Here is a 20,671-nt window from a genome sequence, read left to right on the forward strand (position 1 = left end):
GCCAGTGCGATGACCGGGCAGGTTAGCCCCCGCTCCCGGAGGGGACAAGGCTTGACAGCCGCGCCGTGCGGCTCAGGCCAGCGTGCCCTGCAGCGGCAGCACGACCTCTTCCGGGACCTCCAGGCCGAGCGCGCGGCGCACCGGGGCGAAGCTGCGGCGGTGCTCCGGACAGGGCCCCAGGCGCGCCAGCGCGGCCAGGTGGACCGGCGTGGAGTAGCCCTTGTGGGCGTCGAAGCCGTAGCCGGGATAGCGCTCGTGCAACTGCAGCATGATGCGGTCGCGAGTGACCTTGGCCACGATCGAGGCGGCCATGATCGCCCGGTCCAGGCCATCCCCGCCGATCAGCGCCTCGGCCGGGCAGGGCAGGCCCTTGGGCACGAAGTTGCCGTCGATGCGGGCGAACCCGGCGACATGGGCCACCCCTTCCACCGCCCGGCGCATGCCCAGCACGCGCGCCTGGTAGATGTTGATGCGGTCGATCTCGGCGGCCTCGACCAGGACCACCTGCCAGGCCAGGGCGCGCTCGACGATGCGCTCGTACAGCACCTCGCGGCGCGCCGGGCTGAGCTGCTTGGAATCGTCCAGGCCGTTGATGCGCGGCCGCGCCGGGTCGAACACCACCGCCGCCACCGCCACCGGGCCGGCCAGCGGCCCGCAGCCGGCCTCGTCAACTCCGGCGCACAGCGGCGGGCAACCGGGCACGGGCGAGTGCGCCTCGGCGAACAGCGAGGGCTGCGGGCGCGGCGCCCGCGCCGGGGAACGTGAGGCACGCATGGCCTACGCGCCTGCCCCGGCCGGCGGCCCCACCAGTTCGGCCACCGCCGCGGCGGCCTGGCGCGAGGCATCGCGCCGCAGTTCCTCGTGCACGCGCCGGTAGGCCGGCTGCAGCGCGGCCACCGCCTCGGGATGCTCGAACCAGTGCAGCACCGCGGCGGCGAGCCGTTCGGGCGTGCATGCGTGCTGGATCAGCTCCGGCACCAGGTCGCGCCCGGCCAGCAGGTTGGGCAGGGCGAAGCGGTCCACCTTGATCAACCCCAGGGCCTTGACGATGCGGTAGGTGGCCGCCGAGACGCGGTAGGCCACCACCATCGGCCGCTTGAGCAGCATCGCCTCCAGGGTGGCGGTGCCGGAGGCCAGCAGCACCACGTCGGCGGCGGCCATGGCGGTGCGGCCCTGGCCGTCGAGCAGGTGGGTGCGCGCCGAGGCCAGCGGCGAGCCGGCGAGGCGTTCGGCCAGCAGGGCGCGGCAGTCGGCGTTGGCGGCCGGGATCACCACGTGCAGGTCGCGCAGCCGTTCGGAGACCTGCCAGGCGGCCTGCAGGAAATCCGGGGCCAGGCGCGAGACCTCGCCGAGGCGGCTGCCGGGCAGCACGGCCAGCACCGGCACGCCCTCGGGCAGGCCCAGCGCCCGGCGCGCGGCCGCCGGGTCGGGCCGCAGCGGGATGGCATCGGCCATCGGGTGGCCGACGAAGCGCGCGTCGATGCCGTGGCGTGCGTAGATCGGCGGTTCCATCGGGAACAGGCACAGCACCCGGTCGGCGCTGGCGCCGATCTTCTCGGCGCGCTTCTCGCGCCAGGCCCACACCGACGGGCTGACGTAGTGCACGGTGTGCACGCCGCGCTGCTTGAGCCAGCGTTCCACGCCGAGGTTGAAGTCCGGCGCATCGATGCCGACGAACACGTCCGGGCGCCAGGCCAGCGCCCGCTCGCGGAATTCGCGGCGCAGGCGCAGCAGGCGCGGCAGGTGGCGCAGCACCTCGGCCAGGCCCATCACCGCCAGTTCGCTGGCATCGAACCAGGTCTCGCAACCGGCGCGGCGCATGGCGTCGCCGCCGATGCCGGCGAAGCGGGCCTGCGGCCAGCGCTCGCGCAGGCCCTCGATCAGGCCGGCGCCGAGCAGGTCGCCGGAGGATTCGCCGGCGCACAGCACGAAGCGCGGCGCGCCGGTGCCGGGGTCCCCAATTCCTGGACCGGGGGACGGGGCGGCGGATCCGGGCGGCATGCCGTCCGGACCCGTGCTGGCGGCCGGGACCCGGCTCGCGCCGTTCATCGCAGCAGCGGCCTCTCGGCGTGTTCGATGAAGTCGAGCATGCGCCGGACGTCCTCGCTGGCCTTGGCCTGCTCGGCCAGCTGCAGCTTGGCCTCGGCCAGCGGCAGGCCGGCCACGTACAGGGTGCGGTAGGCGCGCTTGATCGCGGCGATGCGCTCGGCATCGAAGCCGCGCCGGCGCAGGCCCTCGCTGTTGATGCCGCGCGGGCGTCCCAGCGCGTCGGTGCCGACCATGGTGAACGGCGGCACGTCGCCGTTGGTCAGCGCGCCCATGCCGAGGAAGGCGTGGGCGCCGATGCGGCAGAACTGGTGGGCGCCGGAGAAGCCGCTGATGATCACCCAGTCCTCGACGTGGACGTGGCCGGCCAGCGTGGTGTTGTTGGAGAAGATGCAGTGGTTGCCGACCAGGCAGTCGTGGGCGATGTGGGTGTAGGCCAGCATCCAGTTGTCGTCGCCGATGCGGGTCACGCCGCCGCCGCCGCCGGTGCCGCGGTTGATGGTGATGAACTCGCGGAACAGGTTGCCGTCGCCGATCACCAGTTCGGTGCGTTCGCCGGCGTACTTCTTGTCCTGCGGATCGCCGCCGATGGCGGCGTGGCCGACGAAGCGGTTGTCGCGCCCGATCCGGGTGGGGCCGTCGATGGTGCAGTGGGGACCGATGCGGGTGCCGTCGCCGATCTCCACGTCCGCGCCGACCAGGGTGAAGGCGCCGATCTGCACGCCTTCGCCGAGCCGGGCGCCGGGATCGACGTGCGCGGTGGGATGGATGGAGGTCTCGGCCATGATCAGCAGTTGTTGTCCTCGGCACAGACCACGTCGGCGGAGGCGACTTCCTCGCCGTCCACGGTGGCCACGCCATGATAGAAGGCGACGTTGCGGATGGTGCGCTTGAGGGTCACGTCCAGGTCCAGGCGGTCGCCCGGGGTGACCATCTTGCTGAAGCGCGCGCCCTCGACCTTGGCCATGTAGAACGTGCGCATGGTCGGCACCTCGCGCGAGAGCAGGTTGATCATGCCGCCGGCCTGGGCCAGCGCCTCGATGATCAGCACGCCGGGCATGATCGGCCGGTCCGGGAAATGGCCCTGGAAGAACGGCTCGTTCTGGCTGACGTTCTTGTAGGCGCGGATGTGCTGCATCGGTTCCAGCTCGATGATGCGGTCGATCAGCAGGAACGGGTAGCGGTGCGGCAGCAGCTTGCGGATCTGGTCGATGGTGACGGGCAGTTGGATGGAGGTCATGTCGTTCGTTATTTGGATGCGGAGGCGATGACCCGGCGGGCCAGCGAGTCGAGCTGGCGCAGGCGGGCGGCGATCTTGCGCCAGGCGCGGCTTTCGACCGCCGGCAGGCTGGCCGAGTATTCGCCCGGCTCGCGGATCGATCCGCCCACCAGCGACTTGCCCAGCACGACCACGCGGTCGCAGATTTCCAGGTGGCCGGCGATGCCGACCTGGCCGCCGAACATGCAATAGCGGCCGATGCGGGTGCTGCCGGCCACGCCGACCTGCCCGGCCATGGCCGAGTGCGCGCCGACGTGGCAGTTGTGGGCGACCTGCACCAGGTTGTCCAGGCGCACGTCCTCCTCGAGCACGGTGTCCTCCAGCGCGCCGCGGTCGATGCAGCTGTTGGCGCCGATCTCGCAGTCGTCGCCCACGCGCACCCCGCCGAGCTGCGGCACCTTGATCCAGTGGCCGTCCTGCATCGCCAGGCCGAAGCCGTCGGCGCCGAGCACGGCCCCGGGGTGGATGCGCACGCGCGCGCCCAGGTGCACGCGCACCACCAGGCTGACGCGGGCGATGAGTTCGCAGCCGTCGCCGACGCTGCAGTCCTCGCCGATGGTGCAGCCCGGGCCGAGGAAGACGCCTTCGCCGATGGTGCTGCGCGCGCCGACGACGACGTTGGGCCCGACGTGGGCGCTGGCGGCCACGCGTGCCTGCGGGTGGATCACGGCGCTGGGATGGATGCCGGGCGGACGCGCCGGGGCCACGTCGAACAGCGCGGCGATGCGGGCGAAGGCCGAGTACGGGTCGCGTGCGACCAGCGCCGTGCCCGGCACCAGCGGCGCGTCGTCGGCGCGCACCACCACCACGCCGGCGCGGGTCTCGGCGAGCTGGTGGCGGTAGTGGGGATTGGCAAGGAAGCCGAGCTGGTCGGGCCCGGCGTGGGCGAGGGTGGCCACGCCGCGAACGACCGTGTCGCCGTCGCCCTGCAGTTGCAGGGCGAAGCGCTCGGCGATCGCGCGGGCGGTGAGGGTGTCGGTATTCACCGCGCGATTCTACCGTGCGCGGCCGATGCCACGAACCCGCAATGCAGCAGGCCCGGACATGCCGGGCCTGCTGGAGATGCGGTGTCGCCGGCCGCCGTGGTCAGAACTGGCCGCCGAAGGTGAACTGCAGGCGCTCGATCTCGTCGCCGTCCTTCTTCTTGAGCGGGATCGCGTAGCTGATCGAGATCGGGCCGACCGGCGCGCGCCACAGCAGCGCCACGCCGGTCGAGGCACGCAGCTCGTTGGCCTTGACGTTGCTCCAGCCGTCGAACACGTTGCCGAAGTCCACGAACGCGGAGATGCGCGCCGAGGGGCTGTTGAACAGGCGCGGGAAGTAGGCCTCGATCGAGCCGACCGTCTTCACCGAGCCGCCCAGCGGCTGGCCCTTGTAGTAGTAGGTGGTCGCCTCCGAGCGCGGGCCGAGGGTGTTGTCCTCGAAGCCGCGCACCGAGTTGGTGCCGCCGGCGTAGAAGTTCTCGAAGAACGGCAGCCCCTTGGCGGTGACCGTGCGGATCAGGTTGGTGCCGTCGCAGGCGGCGGCGACATACGCGCCGTCGTCGACCGAGCCGCAGATGTCGCGGGTCTTGTCCTTGCCGTAGGCGTCGCCGTAGCCCAGTTCGAAGCGGGTGTTGATGACCAGCGAGGGGATGATCGGCCAGTACTTGGAGATCTGGTAGTTGACCTTGTAGTACTCGGCGGTGGAGCCGGGCAGGGTGGTTTCCACGCCGATGCGCTGGTACATGCCGCGGGTCGGCATGAAGTAGTCGTTGCGCGTGTCGCGCGCCCAGCCGATCTCGGTGCGCCAGGCGTGGAACGTGCGCTGGCCCATGGCGTTGATGTAGTCGATGATCGCCTGCGGCGTGTAACCGGCGTAGGTGGTGATCTGGTTGCTGTCGATGCCGAACATCAGCGAGAACGCGTCGTTCTCGGTGATCGGCACGCCGAACACCACCTGCGCCGAGCCGTTGGTGCTGTTGTACTGGGCGGTATTGAAGTCGGAGTAGTCCAGCTTGCGCCAGGCCAGGTTGTAGCCCAGCGAGACGCCGTCGTCGGTGAAGAACGGGTTGGTGTAGGAGAACGCGTAGCGCTCCAGGTAGCTGCTGCGCGAGGCCTCCACCGAGACGCGGTTGCCGCCGCCGAGGAAGTTGTTCTGCGACAGCTGCACCGAGGTGGTCACGCCGTAGGTCTGCGAATAGCCCAGGCCGAAGGTGAAGCTGCCCGAGGTGGTTTCCTTGACGTTGTAGACCACGTCGACCTGGTCGTTGCTGCCCGGAACCGGCTGGGACTGCACGTCCACGCTCTCGAAGTAGCCCAGGCGCTGCAGGCGCACCTTGGAGCGGTCGATCGCGGCCTGCGAGTACCAGGTGTCCTCGAACTGGCGCATCTCGCGGCGCAGGACCTCGTCGGAGGTGCGGTTGTTGCCCTTGAACAGGATGCGGCGCACCGCCACGCGCGGGCCGGGCACGACCTGCAGGTTGATGGCGACGGTGTGGTTGGCGCGGTCCGGGGTCGGGATCGGGTTCACCTTGGCGAAGGCGTAGCCGATGTTGGCCAGGGTGTTGGTGATGGCGTCGGAGCTGTACTCCAGCAGCACCCGCGAGAAGGTGTCGCCGGCCTTGGGGATCACCATCTTCTCGACCTGCTCCTGCGGCAGGACGGTGTCGCCGGTGACCTTGATCTCGGAGATCTTGTACTTCTCGCCCTCGGTCACGCCGGCGGTGATGAACATGTCCTGCTTGCTGGGACTGATCGCGACCTGGGTGGAATCGATGTTGAAGTCGATGTAGCCGCGGTCCAGGTACCAGGAATTGAGCTTCTCCAGGTCGCCGGAGAGCTTCTCCTTGGAGTACTGGTCGTCGCGGCTGTACCAGGACTTCCAGTTGTGCTCCTTGGACTCCCACTGGTCGAGGATGTCCTCGTTGAGGTACTTCTCGGTGCCGACCAGGTTGACGTGGCGGATCTTGGCGGCCTTGCCTTCCTTGATCGCGATGGCCACGTCCACGCGGTTGCGGTCCAGCGGGCTCACCGTCGGGGTGATCTGGACGTTGTACTTGCCGCGGTTGTTGTACTGGCGGACCAGCTCCTGGGTGACGCGGTCCAGGCTGAGGCGGTCGAAGGTGCCGCCCTCGCTCAGGCCGATGTCGTTCAGGCCCTTGAGCAGCTCCTCGCTCTTGATGTCCTTGTTGCCGGTCACCGTGAGCTTGTTGATGGCCGGGCGCTCCCTGACCTTGACCACCAGGATGTCGCCCTGGCGGTCCAGCTCGATGTCCTCGAAGAAACCGGTCTTGTACAGGGCGCGGATGGCCTGGCCGACCTTGCCCTCGTCCACGGTGTCGCCGCGCTCGATGGGCAGGTAGGTGAACACGGTGCCGGCGGCGATGCGCTGCAGGCCGTCGATGCGGATGTCGCTGGCCACGAAGGGCTGTTCCGCCGCCTGGCCGAGGGCCGGCAGACTCAGACCGGCGACAAGAGCGAGGGCAAGCAGGCGGCGGGTGGGGTATCGCGTCATGTCACGTCCGGTTGGATGGTTCTTGTCTGTTGCGGGAGTGCCGGCGTTTGACGACGACAGCGCTGGGGTTGTCATGGCCGGATTCATCGTGCGACCAGGCCGAGGATGTCGTTGTAGAACGCCAGTCCCATCAGGCCCGCCACGATGGCCAGGCCCACGTACTGCCCGGCGATCATGGCGCGCTCGCTGAGCGGGCTGCCCTTGACCAATTCGATAAGGTAATACAGCAGGTGTCCGCCGTCCAAGATCGGGATCGGCATCAGGTTGATGATCGCCAGGCTCAGCGACATCAGCGCCAGGAAGTACAGGAACCAGTCCAGGCCGCGCTCGGCCGAGGCGTTGGCGACCCGGGCGATGGTGACCGGGCCGGAGATGTTGCGCACCGAGGCGTGGCCGGTGACCATCCGCCCCATCATGCCCAGCGAGTCGCCGGCGAGCCGCCCGGTCTCCCTGAACGCGGCGGGGATCGCGGCCAGCGGGCCGTGCTGGATGCGCGCGTCGTAGGCCGGCGCCGGGCCGGCGGCCATGCCGATGCCGATCTGCCAGGCGCCGTCGTCGCCGCGGCGCGGCGCCAGCTCCAGCGCCAGGCGCGCGCCATCGCGGATCACGTCGACCATGCCGCCGCCGGCCTGGCCCAGGACCTGGACCAGCGGCTGCACCTGGTCGGCGCCGCCGACCGGATGGCCGTCGATGGCGACGATGCGGTCCCCGGCCCGCAGCACGCCCTGTGCCGGGGCCCCGTCCACGACCTTGGAGACCACGGCCGGCGCCTGCTGGAAGCGCCAGCCGAGTCCTGCCAGGGTCGGCACGCGGGTCTCGTCGAATCCCTGCGGCAGGCGCGAGAGCGGCAGCACGCGCTCGACATCCACGCCCGGGCCGTCCTCGACGGACAGGCGGGCATCGTGGCCGTCCATCGCGGCGGTGGTCAGCGCCATGCTGGCCTCGCTCCAGCTGGACACCTTGCGGCCGTCCACGGCGAGGATGCGCTGGCCCGGGTGCAGGCCGGCCTCGGCGGCCATGCCCTGCACGTCGCCGACGGTGGCCGAGTAGTCCTGGCGGCCGACCACGAACATGGCCCACAGCAGCGCCACGCACAGCACCAGGTTGGCCACCGGCCCGGCGGCGACCACGGCGATGCGCTGCCATACCGACTTGTTGTTGAAGGCCAGCGGCCGCTCGGCCGGGTGGACGTTGCCCTCGCGCTCGTCGAGCATCTTCACGTAGCCGCCGAGCGGCAGCGCGGAGACGGCGAACTCGGTGCCGTGGCGGTCGCGGCGGCTCCACAGCACCTTGCCGAAGCCCACCGAGAAGCGCAGCACCTTGACCCCGCAGCGGCGCGCCACCCAGAAGTGGCCGAACTCGTGGAAGGTGACCAGCACGCCGAGGCTGACGATCATCCACCACACCGAACCGATGAAATCACCCATGTGTGTGGTCCGTCAGGCGGCGATCAGGCGCGGGTTGAGTGCGAGGCAATGGCACGTTCGGCGAAGTGGCGGGCGCGCGCGTCGGCCGCCAGCAGGGCCGGCAGGTCCTCCGCCGGGGCCGCCGGAAGCGCGGCCAGGGTGGATTCGACCAGCGTCGGGATGGCTAGGAAACCGATCCGGCCCTGAAGAAAGGCTGAAACGGCCACTTCGTTGGCCGCGTTCAGCACCGCCGGGGCGGTGCCGCCGGCCTGCATCGCCTGCCAGGCCAGGCGCAGGCAGGGGAAGGCCTCGGTGTCCGGGGCCTCGAAGTCCAGGCGGCCCTGGCGCACCAGGTCCAGCCCGGCCACGCCCGATTCGATGCGCTCCGGCCAGCCCAGGCCCACCGCCAGGGTGGTGCGCATGTCCGGCAGGCCCAGCTGCGCCAATGTGGAACCGTCGATGAACTCGACCAGCGAGTGCACCAGGCTCTGCGGGTGGACGACCACCTCGATGCGCGCCGGTTCCATCGCGAACAGGTGGTGGGCCTCGATGACTTCCAGGCCCTTGTTCATCAGCGTGGCCGAGTCCACCGAGATCTTCGGGCCCATCGACCAGCGCGGATGCGCCACCGCCTGGGCCGGGGTGACGTCGGCCAGCTCGGCGCGGGTACGGCCGCGGAACGGGCCGCCCGAGGCGGTCAGCAGGATCCTGCGCACTTCCGCGCTGGAGCGGCTCGAGCGCAGGCACTGGAAGATGGCGTTGTGCTCGCTGTCGATCGGCACGATCTCGCAGCCATGGGCGGCGGCCATGCGCATCAGCAGCTCGCCGGCCAGCACCAGCGATTCCTTGTTGGCCAGCAGCAGGCGCTTGCCGGCACGGGCCGCGGCGAGCGTGGACGGCAGGCCGGCGGCGCCGACGATGGCCGCGATCACGGTGTCGCATTCCGGGCCCGCGGCCAGCGCCTCGATCGCGGCGGCCCCGGCATGGGGCCGGGTCGGCAGCCCGGCCTCGCGCAGGCCGTCGCGCAGGGCGGCGAACAGCGCCTCGTCGGCGATCGCGGCGTGCACGGGACGATGGCGCCGGCACAGGGCCAGCAGCGCCTCCACGTTGTGGCCGGCGGCCAGCACCGTGGCCTGCAGGCGCCCGGGATGGCGGGCGATCACGTCCAGCGCCGAGCCGCCGATGGAGCCGGTGGCACCCAGGACCGCGACGCGGCGCATGGCGGGTTGCTCGGACATGGTCAGAACCCGAGGATTTCCTTGCCGATGGCGAACACCGGCAGGGCGGCCAGCACGCCGTCGACGCGGTCGAGCACGCCGCCGTGGCCGGGGATCAGGTGGCTGGAATCCTTGGCCCCGGCATGGCGCTTGACCAGGCTCTCGAACAGGTCGCCCAGCACCGAGGCGGCCACGGTCACCGCCGCCGTCAGCAGCAGCGCCGGTACCTTGGGCAGGGCCACGCCGGCGATCCAGCCGAACAGCAGCGCGGCCAGCAGGCCGGCGACGAGGCCGCCGCCGACGCCGGCCCAGGTCTTGTTGGGGCTGATGCGCGGGGCGAGCTTGCGCCGTCCCCAGTGCTTGCCGGTGAAGTAGGCGCCCGAGTCGGCCGCCCAGACGATGGTCAGCGCGGTCAGCAGCCAGCGCGGGCCGTTGTGCGGGTCGGCATGCAGCACCAGCAGGGCGGTCCAGGCCGGCACGATCGCCAGCGTGCCGGCGACCAGCTTGCAGATCCGCGAGGCAGGCGTGGGCACGGCCCCGAATTCGTAGTGGCGCAGCCAGGCCGCGGCCAGCAGCCACCAGCCGATCCCGACCAGCGTGGTGAGCTGCAGCAGTACCAGCGAGCCGGCATCGCCCCATACCAGCAGCACCATCAGCAGCACGTTCAGGGTCAGCAGTACGGTGCGTTGCAGGCTGTCGGCGACGCCGGAGAGCTTCAGCCACTCCCACAGGCCCGTCAGGAACACGATCGCCGACAGCGCGGCCAGCCAGGCCGAGGGCAGCAGCAGGATCGCGCAGATGGCGGCCGGCGCCATGATCAGCGCGGCGATGACGCGGGTACGGGTCATGCGGAAGGGGTCTCCGTCGCCTGGGCGGCGATCTGTTCGCTGGTCAGGCCGAAGCGGCGTTCGCGGCGGGCGAATGCGTCCAGCGCCTGCTGCAGGATGGTCGCATCGACGTCGGGCCACAAGGCCGGGGTGAACCAGAGTTCGGCGTAGGCGAGCTGCCACAGCAGGAAGTTGCTGATGCGCATGTCGCCGCCGGTGCGGATGAACAGGTCCGGGGCGGGCAGGTCGGCCAGGGCCACGCGCGCGGCGACCGCCTCCTCGTCGATGGCGTCCAGGGCCAGGCGGCCGGCGGCCACGTCGCGGGCCAGGCTGCGCGCGGCCTGGGCGATGTCCTGGCGGCCGCCGTAGCTGGCGGCGATGACCAGGTTCAGCGCGGCGTTGGCCGCGGTGGTGCGCTCGGCCCGGTCCATGCGCTGGACGATGTCCGCCGCGAAGCGCTCGCGTTCGCCGATGAAGCGGATGCGCACGCCGCGCCGGGCCAGGTCGTCGACCTCGCGGTCCAGCGCCCCCAGGAACAGCTTCATCAGCGCGTCGACCTCGCCGGCCGGCCGGCCCCAGTTCTCGCTGGAGAACGCGAACAGGGTCAGCACCTCCACGCCGCGTTCCAGGCAGAAGTCGATGGTGCGGTTGACCGCGCGCGCGCCGGCGCGATGGCCGATGGCGCGCGGACGCCGGCGCTGCTGCGCCCAGCGGCCGTTGCCGTCCATGACGATGGCGACGTGGCGGGGCAGGGAAGACACTGCGGACATGGACGACGGCCCGGGGTTCAGACCGCCATCAGCTCCTGTTCCTTGGCCTTGACCACGTCGTCCACGTCCTTGATCGCCTTGTCGGTGATCTTCTGGATCTCGTCCTCGGAGCGGCGTACCTCGTCCTCGGTGACGGCCTTGTCCTTGAGCAGGTCCTTGACCTGCTGGTTGGCATCGCGGCGGATGTTGCGGATGGCGACCTTGGTGTCCTCGCCCTCGGCGGCGACCACCTTGGCCAGCTCGCGGCGGCGCTCCTCGGTCAGGGCCGGCAGGTTCAGGCGGATGGTGGTGCCGGCGGTGTTCGGGGTCAGGCCCAGGTCGGAGGCCAGAATGGCCTTCTCGATCACCCCGACCATGGCGCGGTCCCACGGCGTGATCACCAGCGAGCGGGCGTCGCCGACGGCGACCGAGGCGACCTGGGACAGCGGCACGTCGCCGCCGTAGGCGCTCACCCGCAGGGAATCGACCAGGCCGGTGGAAGCGCGGCCGGTGCGCACCTTCACCAGCGAATGGCGCAGCGCCTCGATGCTCTTGGTCATGCGGGCCTGTGCGTCTTGTTTGATGTCGTTGAGCATCGCCGGAATCCTGGGCTGTTGCAGAATCGGACGATTATAGCCGGGCCCGGCGCCGGCTTGGCCCCTGCGCGCGGGCGCGTGCCTGCCCGCAGGCCGGGTTCAGCCGCGGCCCTTGACCAGGGTGCCGATGTTCTCCCCGCGCAGGATGCGCAGCAGCTCGCCGGCATGGCCCATGTCGAAGATGCGCAGCGGCAGGTCGCTGTCGCGCGCCAGGGCGAAGGCCGCGGTGTCCATGACCTCCAGCCCGCGCCGGATCACCTCGTCGTAGGTCAGCGAGTCGAAGCGCACCGCGTCGGCGTGCTTCTTCGGATCCTTGTCGTACACGCCGTCGACCTTGGTGGCCTTGAGCAGCAGGTCCGCGCCGATCTCGATGGCGCGCAGGGCGGCGCCGGAATCGGTGGTGAAGAACGGGTTGCCGGTGCCGGCGGCGAAGATCGCGATGCGGCCCTTCTCCAGGTGGCGGATGGCGCGGCGGCGGATGAAGTCCTCGCACACGTCGTTGATCTTCAGCGCGCTCATCACCCGCACCTTGGCGCCGAGCTTCTCCAGCGCGTCCTGCATGGCCAGGGCGTTGATCACCGTGGCCAGCATGCCCATCTGGTCGCCGGTCACCCGGTCCATGCCGCCGGCGGCCAGGCCGGCGCCGCGGAAGATGTTGCCGCCGCCGATCACCAGGGCGATCTCGGCGCCGGCCTCCTGGACCTCGATGATCTCGTGGGCCAGGCGGTGGATGACCTTCGGGTCGATGCCGTAGTCCTCGTCCCCCATCAGCGCCTCGCCGGACAGTTTGAGCAGGATGCGGCGATAGGCGAGCTGGGACATGGGGACCTCGGCAGTGGACAAACGCCGGGAATTCTAGACCAAAAGGGGCGGCCATAGGCCGTGGCCCGCGGCCGCGACGGGCATCGCGGCCCACCCGTGCGGGCACGCTTCCGGGTGCCTCGGGAGTAAAACGAAAAGAGGCCGCTTGCGCGGCCTCCTTCCTGTCCTGACGGGCGCGACGGATCAGGCCAGGCCGGCCTGCTTCATCACTTCCGCGGCATAGTCCTCGACCACCTTCTCGATGCCTTCGCCCACGGCCAGGCGCTGGAAGCCGACCACGTCGGCGCCGGCGGCCTTGAGCACCTGCTCGACGGTCTGGTTGGTGTCCAGCACGTACGGCTGGCCGTACAGGGTGTTCTCGTGGACGATCTTGTCGACCTTGCCCTTGATGATCTTCTCCAGGATCTCGGCCGGCTTGGCCTTTTCCTTGTCAGACATCTGCGCCAGGGCGATTTCCTTTTCCTTCTCCAGGAACTCAGCCGGCACGTCGGCCGCCTTGTTGTAGGGCGGGTTCATCGCCGCCACGTGCATGGCCAGGCCGCGGGCCAGCTCGGCGTCGCTGCCGTTGAGCTCGACCAGCACGCCGATCTTGCCGCCGTGCACGTAGGCGCCGACGACGCCGCTGGTCTCCACGCGCACCAGGCGGCGCACCTGCACGTTCTCGCCGACCTTGGCGATGACGGCGGCGCGGGCTTCCTCGACGGTCTCGCCGGAGGGCAGCTTGGCGGCCTTCAGGGCGTCGATGTCGTCGGCGCCGGAGGCCAGGGCGGCCGCGGCGACGGCATCGGCGAAGGCCTTGAAGTTGCCGTCGTTGGCGACGAAGTCGGTCTCGGAGTTGACCTCGACCAGCACCGCCTTGCCGCCGTCCTGGGCGCTGACGATGCGGCCCTCGGCCGTCACCCGGCTGGCCTTCTTGTCGGCCTTGGCCAGGCCCGACTTGCGCAGCGACTCGGCCGCCGCGTCGATGTCGCCGTTGTTCTCGGTGAGCGCCTTCTTGCACTCCATCATGCCGGCGCCGGTGCGCTCGCGCAGTTCCTTGACCAGGGAAGCAGTGATCTCAGCCATGCTTGAAAAACCTCGGATATAGCGGAATTGGTCCCGTCGCCGGGAGGCCGGGCCCCCGGGTGCGTCGCGGCGCCACACGGCGCCGGCGGACGGCGGGAAAAGACGCGGCCATGCCTTGTCGCATGGCCGCATGGCAGGCCGATGACGCCTTATTCGGCGGCTTCTTCGGCCTTCTTGCCCTTCTTCGGGGCGCGGCGGGGCGCCTTGTCGTCCTCGCTGCCGGCCTCGGCGAACTCTTCCTCGGTCACCGTGGCGGCGTTCGGCGTGGCGGCCTTGCCTTCCAGCACGGCATCGGCGGCGGCGCGGGCGTACAGCTGCACGGCGCGGATGGCGTCGTCGTTGCCCGGGATCGCGTAGTCCACCAGCTCCGGATCGTAGTTGGTATCGACCACGGCCACGACCGGGATGCCCAGCTTCTTGGCTTCCTTGACGGCGATGTCCTCGTGGCCGATGTCGATCACGAACAGGGCGTCGGGCAGGCGGTTCATCTCCTTGATGCCGCCCAGCGAGGCCTCCAGCTTGTCGCGCTCGCGGCGCAGCGACAGCACCTCGTGCTTGACCAGCTTGTCGAAGGTACCGTCGGTCTCGGCGGCCTCGAGCTCCTTCAGGCGGGCGACCGACTTCTTCACGGTGGCGAAGTTGGTCAGGGTGCCGCCCAGCCAGCGCTGGGTCATGAACGGCATGCCGCAACGCTCGGCCTCTTCCTTGATCGCCTCGCGCGCGCTGCGCTTGGTGCCGACGAACAGGATGGTGCCGCGCTTCTGGGCCACGCCGGACAGGAAGTTCATCGCGTCGTTGAAGGCCGGCACGGTCTTCTCGAGGTTGATGATGTGGATCTTGCCGCGGGCGCCGAAGATGTACGGAGCCATCTTGGGGTTCCAGTAGCGGGTCTGGTGGCCGAAGTGGACGCCGGCTTCCAGCATCTGGCGCATGGTGATCTGGGGCATTGCAATACTCCTGCGATGGTGGAATCGCCTCGCGCGCGGCCGTCGTCTCGGGCGCCGTGCGTCGTGGGTGTGCGGGCCGGGGCGAGAAGACTCGCGCGGGGCGGCGCACGCAATTCCGGGGTTGGACCTCCCTGGCGCCTCCGTGGCCGAACCCGTTCCTGGTGGAAGCGGGCACCCCGGCACGGGATGGGGCGGCAGGTGTGGATTCGCCGGTGACGCCCGGCGTTGGCGATGCCGGCGGACCGGCAAGCGCGCCATTATAGGTTCGGCTGCCACGGCGCGCAAATCCGGGCAGGGCGGGCCTTGCTTCGCGGCCGGATGACGCCATCTGGGTCCGATCCCCCGCCGATTGCGCGATAATCCCGCCATGGCAATCAAGCTCAAGACCCCCGAAGAAATCGAGAAGATGCGCGTGGCCGGTGCCCTGGCCGCCGAAGTGCTGGACCTGGTCGAGGCGCACGTGCGCCCCGGCGTGAGCACCGAGGAGCTGGACCGCATCTGCCACGACCACATCGTCAACGTGCAGCACACGATCCCGGCCAACGTCGGCTACCACGGCTACCCGAAGACGACCTGCATCTCGGTCAACCACGTCATCTGCCACGGCATCCCCAGCGAGGCCAAGGTGCTCAAGGACGGCGACATCATCAACATCGACGTCACCGTCATCAAGGACGGCTGGCACGGCGACACCAGCCGCATGTACTACGTCGGCACGCCCTCGGTGATGGCCAAGCGCCTGGTCGATGCGACCTACGAGGCGATGTGGCGCGGCATCCGCGCGGTCCGCCCGGGCGCCACCCTGGGCGACGTCGGCCATGCCATCCAGGAATACGCCGAGGGCCAGCGCTTCAGCGTGGTGCGCGAGTACTGCGGCCACGGCATCGGCACGGTCTACCACGACGAGCCGCAGGTGCTGCACTACGGCCGTCCCGGCGAGGGCCTGCTGCTCAAGCCCGGCATGACCTTCACCATCGAGCCGATGATCAACGAGGGCAGCCGCTACACCCGCGTGCTTCCCGACGGCTGGACCGTGGTCACCAAGGACCGCAAGCTGTCCGCCCAGTGGGAGCACATGGTGGCGGTGACCGAGGACGGGGTGGAAGTGATGACCCTGTCCGCGCGCGAACGCGCCGCCGCGTGACCCCCGAACCGCAGGCCGCCGGCGCCGGACCGGCCGGCGATGCCGCCTGGGCGGCGAGCCTGCGTCGCAGCCTGCAGCACATGGACGCGCGGCTGTCGCGCCGCTACGACCACGGCCTGGACGTGGAGCGCCTGCTGGCGCTGCGCGCGCGCGGCGTGGACCGGCTGCTGCAGGCGGCATGGCGGCGCTGCGTGGGCGAGGCCGCCGGCCTGTCGCTGTTCGCGGTCGGCGGCTACGGCCGCGGCGAACTGTTCCCGCGTTCGGACATCGACGTGCTGGTGCTGGCCGACGTCCCGGCCCAGCAGGCCGGGGAGGCGGGGCTGGCACGGCTGTTCGCGCTGCTGTGGGATGCCGGCCTGCCGGTCAGCCACGCGGTGCGCTCGCCGGCGCAGTGCACCGCGGCGGCGGCCGACCAGACGGTGATGACCGCGCTGATCGAGGCGCGGCCGGTGGCGGCCGCGCCCGGCGACGCCGAGCGCCTGGCCGCGGCCATCGCGCCGGAACGCGTCTGGCCGCCGCGCGACTTCTTCCTCGCCAAGCGCGAGGAACTGCTCGCCCGGCACGCGCGCTTCGGCGACATCACCGACAACCTCGAACCGGACATCAAGGACGGCCCGGGCGGCCTGCGCGACCTGAACACCCTGGGCTGGATGGCGCTGCGCACCTACGGTTCCAGCCTCATGCAGTCGCTGGTCGGGCGCGGCTACCTGGGACGCGACGAGGCCGCCGCGCTGCGTCGCGAGCGGCGCGTGCTGGCGCGGCTGCGCTTCGGCCTGCACCTGGTCGCGGGCCGGCCCGAGGAGCGGCTGCGCTTCGACTACCAGAAGGCGCTGGCCGACCGGCTCGGCTTTGCCGACGACGCCCAGAGCCTGGGCGTGGAAAAGATGATGCAGCGCTTCTACCGCTCCACCGCGATCGTGCGCCGCATCGGCGACCGGTTGCTGCAGCGGTTCGAGGAGCACTTCGAGGGCGAGGCGGTGCCGGTGCCGCTGGGCGGCGGCTTCTCGCTGCGGCGCGGCTACCTGGCGGCCGACGACGCGGACTGGCCCGGGCGCGATCCGCGCCGGGTGTTCGCCCTGTTCGCCACCTGGGCCGGACGCGAGGACGTGCGCGGACTGCATTCGCTGACCGCGCGCGCACTGGCCGAGGCGCTGCCGGGCCTGCCCGAATACCCGGCCGCCGACGCCGCGGCCCGCGCCGACTTCATCGCGCTGCTGCGCGGCCCGCATCCGGTGGACACCCTGGTGCGCATGGCCCGGCTGGGCGTGCTGGCGCGCTGGATCCCGGCCTTCGCGCGGGTGTCCGGGCGCATGCAGTTCGACCTGTTCCACGTCTACACCGTGGACCAGCACACCCTGGTCGTGCTGCGCAACATGGCGCGTTTCGCGCAGCCGCGCGCCAACGACAACTTCTCCATCGCCCACGAGGTCTGGCCGCGCCTGCGCAAGCCGGAGCTGCTGCTGCTGGGCGGCCTGTTCCACGACATCGCCAAGGGACGCGGCGGCGACCATTCCGAGCTGGGCATGGCCGATGCGCGCGAATTCTGCCTGGCGCACGGCCTGGGCGCGGCCGACACCGACCTGGTGGCGTGGCTGGTGGAGCACCACCTGCGCATGTCGGTCACCGCGCAGAAGCAGGACATCTCCGATCCGCGGGTGATCCACGCCTTCGCCCAGCTGGTCGGCACCCGCGAGCGGCTGGACTACCTGTACCTGCTGACCTGCGCCGACATCGCCGGCACCAGCCCCAAGCTCTGGAACACCTGGAAGGACCGGCTGCTGGCCGACCTGTACTTCGCCACCCGCCGGGCGCTGGGCGAAGGCCTGGAGCGCATGCAGGGCGCGCAGGAACGCCTGCAGGAGGCGCGCGAGGCCACGCGCGCGCTGCTGCGCCAGCGCGGCTTCGACGACGCCACCGTCGAGCGCCAGTTCGCCGGCATGCCCGACGAGAGCTTCCTGCGCCTGCGCCCGGAGCAGCTGGCCTGGCAGGCCGCGGCGCTGACCGAGGTGGCGCACGGCCAGACCCTGGTGAAGGTGCGGCCGGTCGCCCCGGGCGACGACGCGCTGGAGGTGTTCGTGTATTCGCCCGACCGCGACGGCCTGTTCGCCGCGATCGTGATGACCGTGGACCGCAAGGGCTACCGCATCCACCACGCGCGCGTGCTGGACGCCCCGCTGGGCGCCATCTTCGATACCTTCGAGGTCAGTCCGGCCGAGGGCTACGCCTCGGGCGACCCGCAGGCCCTGCAGGACGCCCTCTACGAGGCGCTGGCCGGCGACCTGGCGCGGCTGCGCCCGGCCCGGCGGATGCTGCCGCGGCAGCTGCGCCACTTCCACTTCGCCCCGCGGGTGGAACTGGGCGACGCCCCCGGCGGGCAGGGCACGCGGCTGGACCTGGTGGCGCCCGACCGCCCCGGCCTGCTGGCCGATGTCGCCCAGGTGCTGCGCCTGCGCCAGATCCGCGTGCATGATGCGCGCATCGCCACCTTCGGCGAGCGCGCCGAAGACCGCTTCGAGATCACCGATGGGCACGACCGGCCGCTGTCGGCCGCCGACCGGCAAGCGCTGAGCGAGGCGCTGCTGGCGTGCCTGGAACCCGAGAGAAAGCCTGGAGACCTGTCCTGATGTCCGAGAAACCCGCCACCGACACCGCCGCCCTGAGGGCCGTCATCGAGGACGCCTTCGAACGCCGCGCCGCCCTGACCGTCGCCGAGATCGAAGGCTCGACCCGGCCGGCGGTCGAACAGGCGATCGCCGGCCTGGAAAGCGGCCAGCTGCGCGTGGCCGAGCCGGCGGGCGAGGGCGCCTGGAAAGTCAACGAGTGGCTGAAGAAGGCGGTGCTGCTGTACTTCCGGGTCAACGACATGGCGGTGATCGAGGCCGCGCCGGCGCCGTTCTGGGACAAGGTCGAATCGCGCTTCGCCGGCTGGGACGAGTTCCGCTTCCGCGCCGCCGGCGTGCGCGTGGTGCCGGGCGCCGTCGCCCGCCGCGGCAGCTACTTCGGCAGGGACGTGGTGCTGATGCCGAGTTTCACCAACATCGGCGCCTACGTGGGCGAGGGCACGATGGTGGACACCTGGGCCACGGTCGGCTCCTGCGCCCAGGTCGGCAGGCATTGCCACCTGTCCGGCGGCGCCGGCATCGGCGGCGTGCTCGAGCCGCTGCAGGCCAGCCCGACCATCATCGAGGACCACTGCTTCATCGGCGCGCGCTCGGAAGTGGTCGAAGGCGTGGTCGTCGGCCACCACAGCGTGATCGGCATGGGCGTGTTCCTCAGCCAGTCCACCCGCATCTACGACCGCGCCACCGGCGAGATCTCCTACGGCTACGTGCCGCCGGGCAGCGTGGTGGTGTCCGGCTCGCTGCCGGCCAGGGACGGCAGCCATGCGCTGTATGCCGCGGTGATCGTCAAGCAGGTGGACGAGAAGACCCGGGCCAAGACCTCGGTGAACGACCTGCTGCGCGGGCTGGCGGACTGAGGCCGGCGATGACGACCACGCTCTACGGCCTGAAGAACTGCGACACCTGCCGGAAGGCGACCAAGTGGCTGGACCGCTTCGGCGTGCCGTACACCTTCGTCGACTACCGCGATGCCAAGCCCAGCCCCGAGACCCTGGTGGAATGGGCGCACAAGGCCGGCGGCTTCGACGCGCTGGTCAACAAGTCCTCGACCACCTGGCGCCAGCTGCCGGACAGCCGCAAGGCGCCCGGCAGCGAGGCCGAGTGGAAGCTGCTGCTGCGCGAGCACCCGCAGCTGATCCGCCGGCCGGTGGTGGTCACCGACGACGGCGTGCTCACCCAGGGCTTCTCCGACAACGGCTTCAAGAAGCGCTTCGGGACCGGCTGAGGCCGGGAGCGGCGGCGGTCGCGGTCGCCCCCGCGCGTCCGGCGGGCAGCAGCGCGGCGACGATGCCCAGCAGCGGCAGGTACGCCATCCAGCGGTAGACCGCCTCGATGCCGTGGTGGTCGGCCAGCACCCCCAGCACCGCCGCGCCCAGCCCGCCCATGCCGAAGGCGAAGCCGAAGAACAGGCCGGACACGGTGCCGATCCGGCCCGGCATCAGTTCCTGCGCGTACACCAGGATTGCCGAGAACGCCGAGGACAGCACCAGCCCGATCAGCACCGTCAGCACCGTGGTCGCCTGCAGGCCCACGTGCGGGAGCACCAGCGCGAACGGGGCCACGCCGAGGATGGAGGCCCAGATCACCGGCTTGCGGCCGATGCGATCGCCGATCGGGCCGCCGGCCAGGGTGCCGACCGCGGCCGCCGCCAGGAACGCGAACAGGTGCATCTGCGCGCTCTGCACCGACACCCCGAAGCGGTGGATCAGGTAGAACGTGTAGTAGCTGCTGATGCCGGCGATGTAGAAGTACTTGGAGAAGATCAGCACCAGCAGCACCGTGATCACCCAGGCGACGGTGCGGCGCGGCGGCCCGGCGTGCGCATCGGCCGGCTGCGCGGCCCGATGGCGGACCTGCAGGTGCAGCGCGTACCAGTGGCCGACCCAGGACAGCAGGCCCATGCCCAGCAGCGCCGCGCCGGCGAACCAGGCCACGGCGTGCTGGCCGTGCGGCACGATCACCGCCGAGGCGATCACCGGCCCGATCGCGGTGCCGGTGTTGCCGCCGACCTGGAACACCGACTGCGCCAGGCCGTGGCGGCCGCCGGAGGCCAGCCGCGCGATCCGCGACGACTCCGGGTGGAACACGGCCGAGCCCACGCCGACCAGGCCGGCGGCGACCAGCACCAGCGCGAAGTTCGGCGCGAACGCCAGCAGCAGCAGCCCGCACAGCGTGGCGCCCATGCCGGCCGGCAGCGAATAGGGCGCCGGCCGGCGGTCGGTGCGCAGCCCGACCAGCGGCTGGAACAGCGAGGCGGTGGCCTGGTAGGTCAGCGTGATCAGCCCGATCTGGGCGAAGCTGAGGTGGAACTCGCCCTTGAGGATCGGATAGATCGCCAGGATCAGCGACTGCATCATGTCGTTGATCATGTGCGAGCAGGTGATCGCGGCCAGCACGCCGGTGGCGACCGGCCGGCCGGCGGAAACGGGGATGGCAGGGCTCTGGCTCGACATCGGC

General features: G+C 70.9%; 19 protein-coding genes. 4 read left to right on the forward strand and 15 right to left on the reverse strand.

The window, feature by feature from the left end; translation table 11 throughout:
• Positions 1-72 precede the first annotated feature (72 nt).
• From BN3794_RS05910 to rpsB, 14 genes are all read right to left on the reverse strand, one after another.
• Positions 73-774, reverse strand: coding sequence for a ribonuclease HII (locus BN3794_RS05910; protein ID WP_066094742.1), 702 nt, complete (start codon positions 772-774; stop codon positions 73-75).
• A gap of 3 nt (positions 775-777) precedes the next feature.
• On the reverse strand, positions 778-2,049 hold the full coding sequence (gene lpxB, locus BN3794_RS05915) for a lipid-A-disaccharide synthase (RefSeq protein WP_425476697.1): 1,272 nt from the start codon (positions 2,047-2,049) through the stop codon (positions 778-780).
• Positions 2,046-2,831: an acyl-ACP--UDP-N-acetylglucosamine O-acyltransferase gene (lpxA, locus tag BN3794_RS05920; protein WP_066094745.1), complete on the reverse strand. Its 786-nt coding sequence runs from the start codon at positions 2,829-2,831 to the stop codon at positions 2,046-2,048. Before lpxA ends, lpxB begins: the two co-directional genes overlap by 4 nt.
• A 2-nt stretch (positions 2,832-2,833) precedes the next feature.
• Positions 2,834-3,286 carry a 3-hydroxyacyl-ACP dehydratase FabZ gene (gene fabZ, locus BN3794_RS05925; RefSeq protein WP_066094748.1) on the reverse strand — a complete coding sequence of 151 codons (453 nt, stop codon included), beginning with the start codon at positions 3,284-3,286 and terminating at the stop codon, positions 2,834-2,836.
• An 8-nt stretch (positions 3,287-3,294) separates the two neighbouring features.
• Entirely contained in the window at positions 3,295-4,311 is a 1,017-nt protein-coding gene (gene lpxD, locus BN3794_RS05930) for a UDP-3-O-(3-hydroxymyristoyl)glucosamine N-acyltransferase (protein ID WP_066094751.1), read from the reverse strand.
• Positions 4,312-4,411: 100 nt separating this feature from the next.
• The gene (bamA, locus tag BN3794_RS05935; protein ID WP_066094754.1) at positions 4,412-6,820 is read right to left on the reverse strand and encodes an outer membrane protein assembly factor BamA; all 2,409 of its coding nucleotides are present in this window, start codon (positions 6,818-6,820) and stop codon (positions 4,412-4,414) included.
• 83 nt (positions 6,821-6,903) lie between these two features.
• Positions 6,904-8,247, reverse strand: coding sequence for an RIP metalloprotease RseP (rseP, locus tag BN3794_RS05940; protein ID WP_066094757.1), 1,344 nt, complete (start codon positions 8,245-8,247; stop codon positions 6,904-6,906).
• Positions 8,248-8,270: 23 nt separating this feature from the next.
• On the reverse strand, positions 8,271-9,464 hold the full coding sequence (locus tag BN3794_RS05945) for a 1-deoxy-D-xylulose-5-phosphate reductoisomerase (protein ID WP_066094759.1): 1,194 nt from the start codon (positions 9,462-9,464) through the stop codon (positions 8,271-8,273).
• Positions 9,465-9,466: 2 nt separating this feature from the next.
• Complete coding sequence (locus BN3794_RS05950) at positions 9,467-10,291, reverse strand: phosphatidate cytidylyltransferase (protein WP_066094762.1); 825 nt, start codon at positions 10,289-10,291, stop codon at positions 9,467-9,469.
• The gene (gene uppS / locus BN3794_RS05955; RefSeq protein WP_066097050.1) at positions 10,288-11,061 is read right to left on the reverse strand and encodes a polyprenyl diphosphate synthase; all 774 of its coding nucleotides are present in this window, start codon (positions 11,059-11,061) and stop codon (positions 10,288-10,290) included. The genes BN3794_RS05950 and uppS overlap by 4 nt, the downstream gene beginning before the upstream one ends.
• Positions 11,058-11,615, reverse strand: coding sequence for a ribosome recycling factor (gene frr, locus BN3794_RS05960; protein ID WP_066094765.1), 558 nt, complete (start codon positions 11,613-11,615; stop codon positions 11,058-11,060). The genes uppS and frr overlap by 4 nt, the downstream gene beginning before the upstream one ends.
• Positions 11,616-11,714: 99 nt before the next feature.
• Complete coding sequence (gene pyrH, locus BN3794_RS05965; protein ID WP_066094769.1) at positions 11,715-12,437, reverse strand: UMP kinase; 723 nt, start codon at positions 12,435-12,437, stop codon at positions 11,715-11,717.
• Positions 12,438-12,620: 183 nt separating this feature from the next.
• Positions 12,621-13,502: a translation elongation factor Ts gene (tsf, locus tag BN3794_RS05970; RefSeq protein ID WP_066094772.1), complete on the reverse strand. Its 882-nt coding sequence runs from the start codon at positions 13,500-13,502 to the stop codon at positions 12,621-12,623.
• A 149-nt stretch (positions 13,503-13,651) separates the two neighbouring features.
• The gene (gene rpsB, locus BN3794_RS05975; RefSeq protein ID WP_066094775.1) at positions 13,652-14,449 is read right to left on the reverse strand and encodes a 30S ribosomal protein S2; all 798 of its coding nucleotides are present in this window, start codon (positions 14,447-14,449) and stop codon (positions 13,652-13,654) included.
• A gap of 367 nt (positions 14,450-14,816) precedes the next feature.
• Here rpsB and map point away from each other — a divergent pair, with 367 nt between their 5' ends.
• Genes map through BN3794_RS05995 form a run of 4 tightly spaced genes read left to right on the forward strand, consistent with a single transcriptional unit; the run spans position 14,817 to position 19,439 of the window.
• Complete coding sequence (gene map / locus BN3794_RS05980; protein ID WP_066094778.1) at positions 14,817-15,593, forward strand: type I methionyl aminopeptidase; 777 nt, start codon at positions 14,817-14,819, stop codon at positions 15,591-15,593.
• Complete coding sequence (glnD, locus tag BN3794_RS05985) at positions 15,590-18,217, forward strand: [protein-PII] uridylyltransferase (RefSeq protein ID WP_066094781.1); 2,628 nt, start codon at positions 15,590-15,592, stop codon at positions 18,215-18,217. The genes map and glnD overlap by 4 nt, the downstream gene beginning before the upstream one ends.
• Positions 18,217-19,071 (forward strand): 2,3,4,5-tetrahydropyridine-2,6-dicarboxylate N-succinyltransferase, encoded by an 855-nt coding sequence (gene dapD, locus BN3794_RS05990; RefSeq protein WP_066094784.1) that lies wholly within the window; start codon positions 18,217-18,219, stop codon positions 19,069-19,071. The genes glnD and dapD overlap by 1 nt, the downstream gene beginning before the upstream one ends.
• Positions 19,072-19,079: 8 nt before the next feature.
• Positions 19,080-19,439, forward strand: coding sequence for an arsenate reductase (locus BN3794_RS05995; RefSeq protein ID WP_066094787.1), 360 nt, complete (start codon positions 19,080-19,082; stop codon positions 19,437-19,439).
• Here BN3794_RS05995 and BN3794_RS06000 read toward each other — a convergent pair.
• The gene (locus tag BN3794_RS06000) at positions 19,414-20,667 is read right to left on the reverse strand and encodes an MFS transporter (RefSeq protein WP_066094790.1); all 1,254 of its coding nucleotides are present in this window, start codon (positions 20,665-20,667) and stop codon (positions 19,414-19,416) included. The genes BN3794_RS05995 and BN3794_RS06000 overlap by 26 nt on opposite strands.
• Positions 20,668-20,671 lie beyond the last annotated feature (4 nt).

It is taken from the genome of Xanthomonas massiliensis, assembly GCF_900018785.1.
Lineage (GTDB): Bacteria > Pseudomonadota > Gammaproteobacteria > Xanthomonadales > Xanthomonadaceae > Xanthomonas_B > Xanthomonas_B massiliensis.

Bases quoted from the DNA above. Each gene is read 5' to 3' on its own strand.
- lpxB (WP_425476697.1), bottom strand. From the start codon at position 2,049: ATGAACGGCGCGAGCCGGGTCCCGGCCGCCAGCACGGGTCCGGACGGC.
- pyrH (WP_066094769.1), bottom strand. From the start codon at position 12,437: ATGTCCCAGCTCGCCTATCGCCGCATCCTGCTCAAACTGTCCGGCGAG.
- BN3794_RS05995 (WP_066094787.1), top strand. From the start codon at position 19,080: ATGACGACCACGCTCTACGGCCTGAAGAACTGCGACACCTGCCGGAAG.
- BN3794_RS05945 (WP_066094759.1), bottom strand. From the start codon at position 9,464: ATGTCCGAGCAACCCGCCATGCGCCGCGTCGCGGTCCTGGGTGCCACC.
- BN3794_RS06000 (WP_066094790.1), bottom strand. From the start codon at position 20,667: ATGTCGAGCCAGAGCCCTGCCATCCCCGTTTCCGCCGGCCGGCCGGTC.
- bamA (WP_066094754.1), bottom strand. From the start codon at position 6,820: ATGACGCGATACCCCACCCGCCGCCTGCTTGCCCTCGCTCTTGTCGCC.
- lpxA (WP_066094745.1), bottom strand. From the start codon at position 2,831: ATGGCCGAGACCTCCATCCATCCCACCGCGCACGTCGATCCCGGCGCC.
- BN3794_RS05950 (WP_066094762.1), bottom strand. From the start codon at position 10,291: ATGACCCGTACCCGCGTCATCGCCGCGCTGATCATGGCGCCGGCCGCC.
- dapD (WP_066094784.1), top strand. From the start codon at position 18,217: ATGTCCGAGAAACCCGCCACCGACACCGCCGCCCTGAGGGCCGTCATC.
- map (WP_066094778.1), top strand. From the start codon at position 14,817: ATGGCAATCAAGCTCAAGACCCCCGAAGAAATCGAGAAGATGCGCGTG.
- BN3794_RS05910 (WP_066094742.1), bottom strand. From the start codon at position 774: ATGCGTGCCTCACGTTCCCCGGCGCGGGCGCCGCGCCCGCAGCCCTCG.
- tsf (WP_066094772.1), bottom strand. From the start codon at position 13,502: ATGGCTGAGATCACTGCTTCCCTGGTCAAGGAACTGCGCGAGCGCACC.
- fabZ (WP_066094748.1), bottom strand. From the start codon at position 3,286: ATGACCTCCATCCAACTGCCCGTCACCATCGACCAGATCCGCAAGCTG.
- rpsB (WP_066094775.1), bottom strand. From the start codon at position 14,449: ATGCCCCAGATCACCATGCGCCAGATGCTGGAAGCCGGCGTCCACTTC.
- rseP (WP_066094757.1), bottom strand. From the start codon at position 8,247: ATGGGTGATTTCATCGGTTCGGTGTGGTGGATGATCGTCAGCCTCGGC.
- frr (WP_066094765.1), bottom strand. From the start codon at position 11,615: ATGCTCAACGACATCAAACAAGACGCACAGGCCCGCATGACCAAGAGC.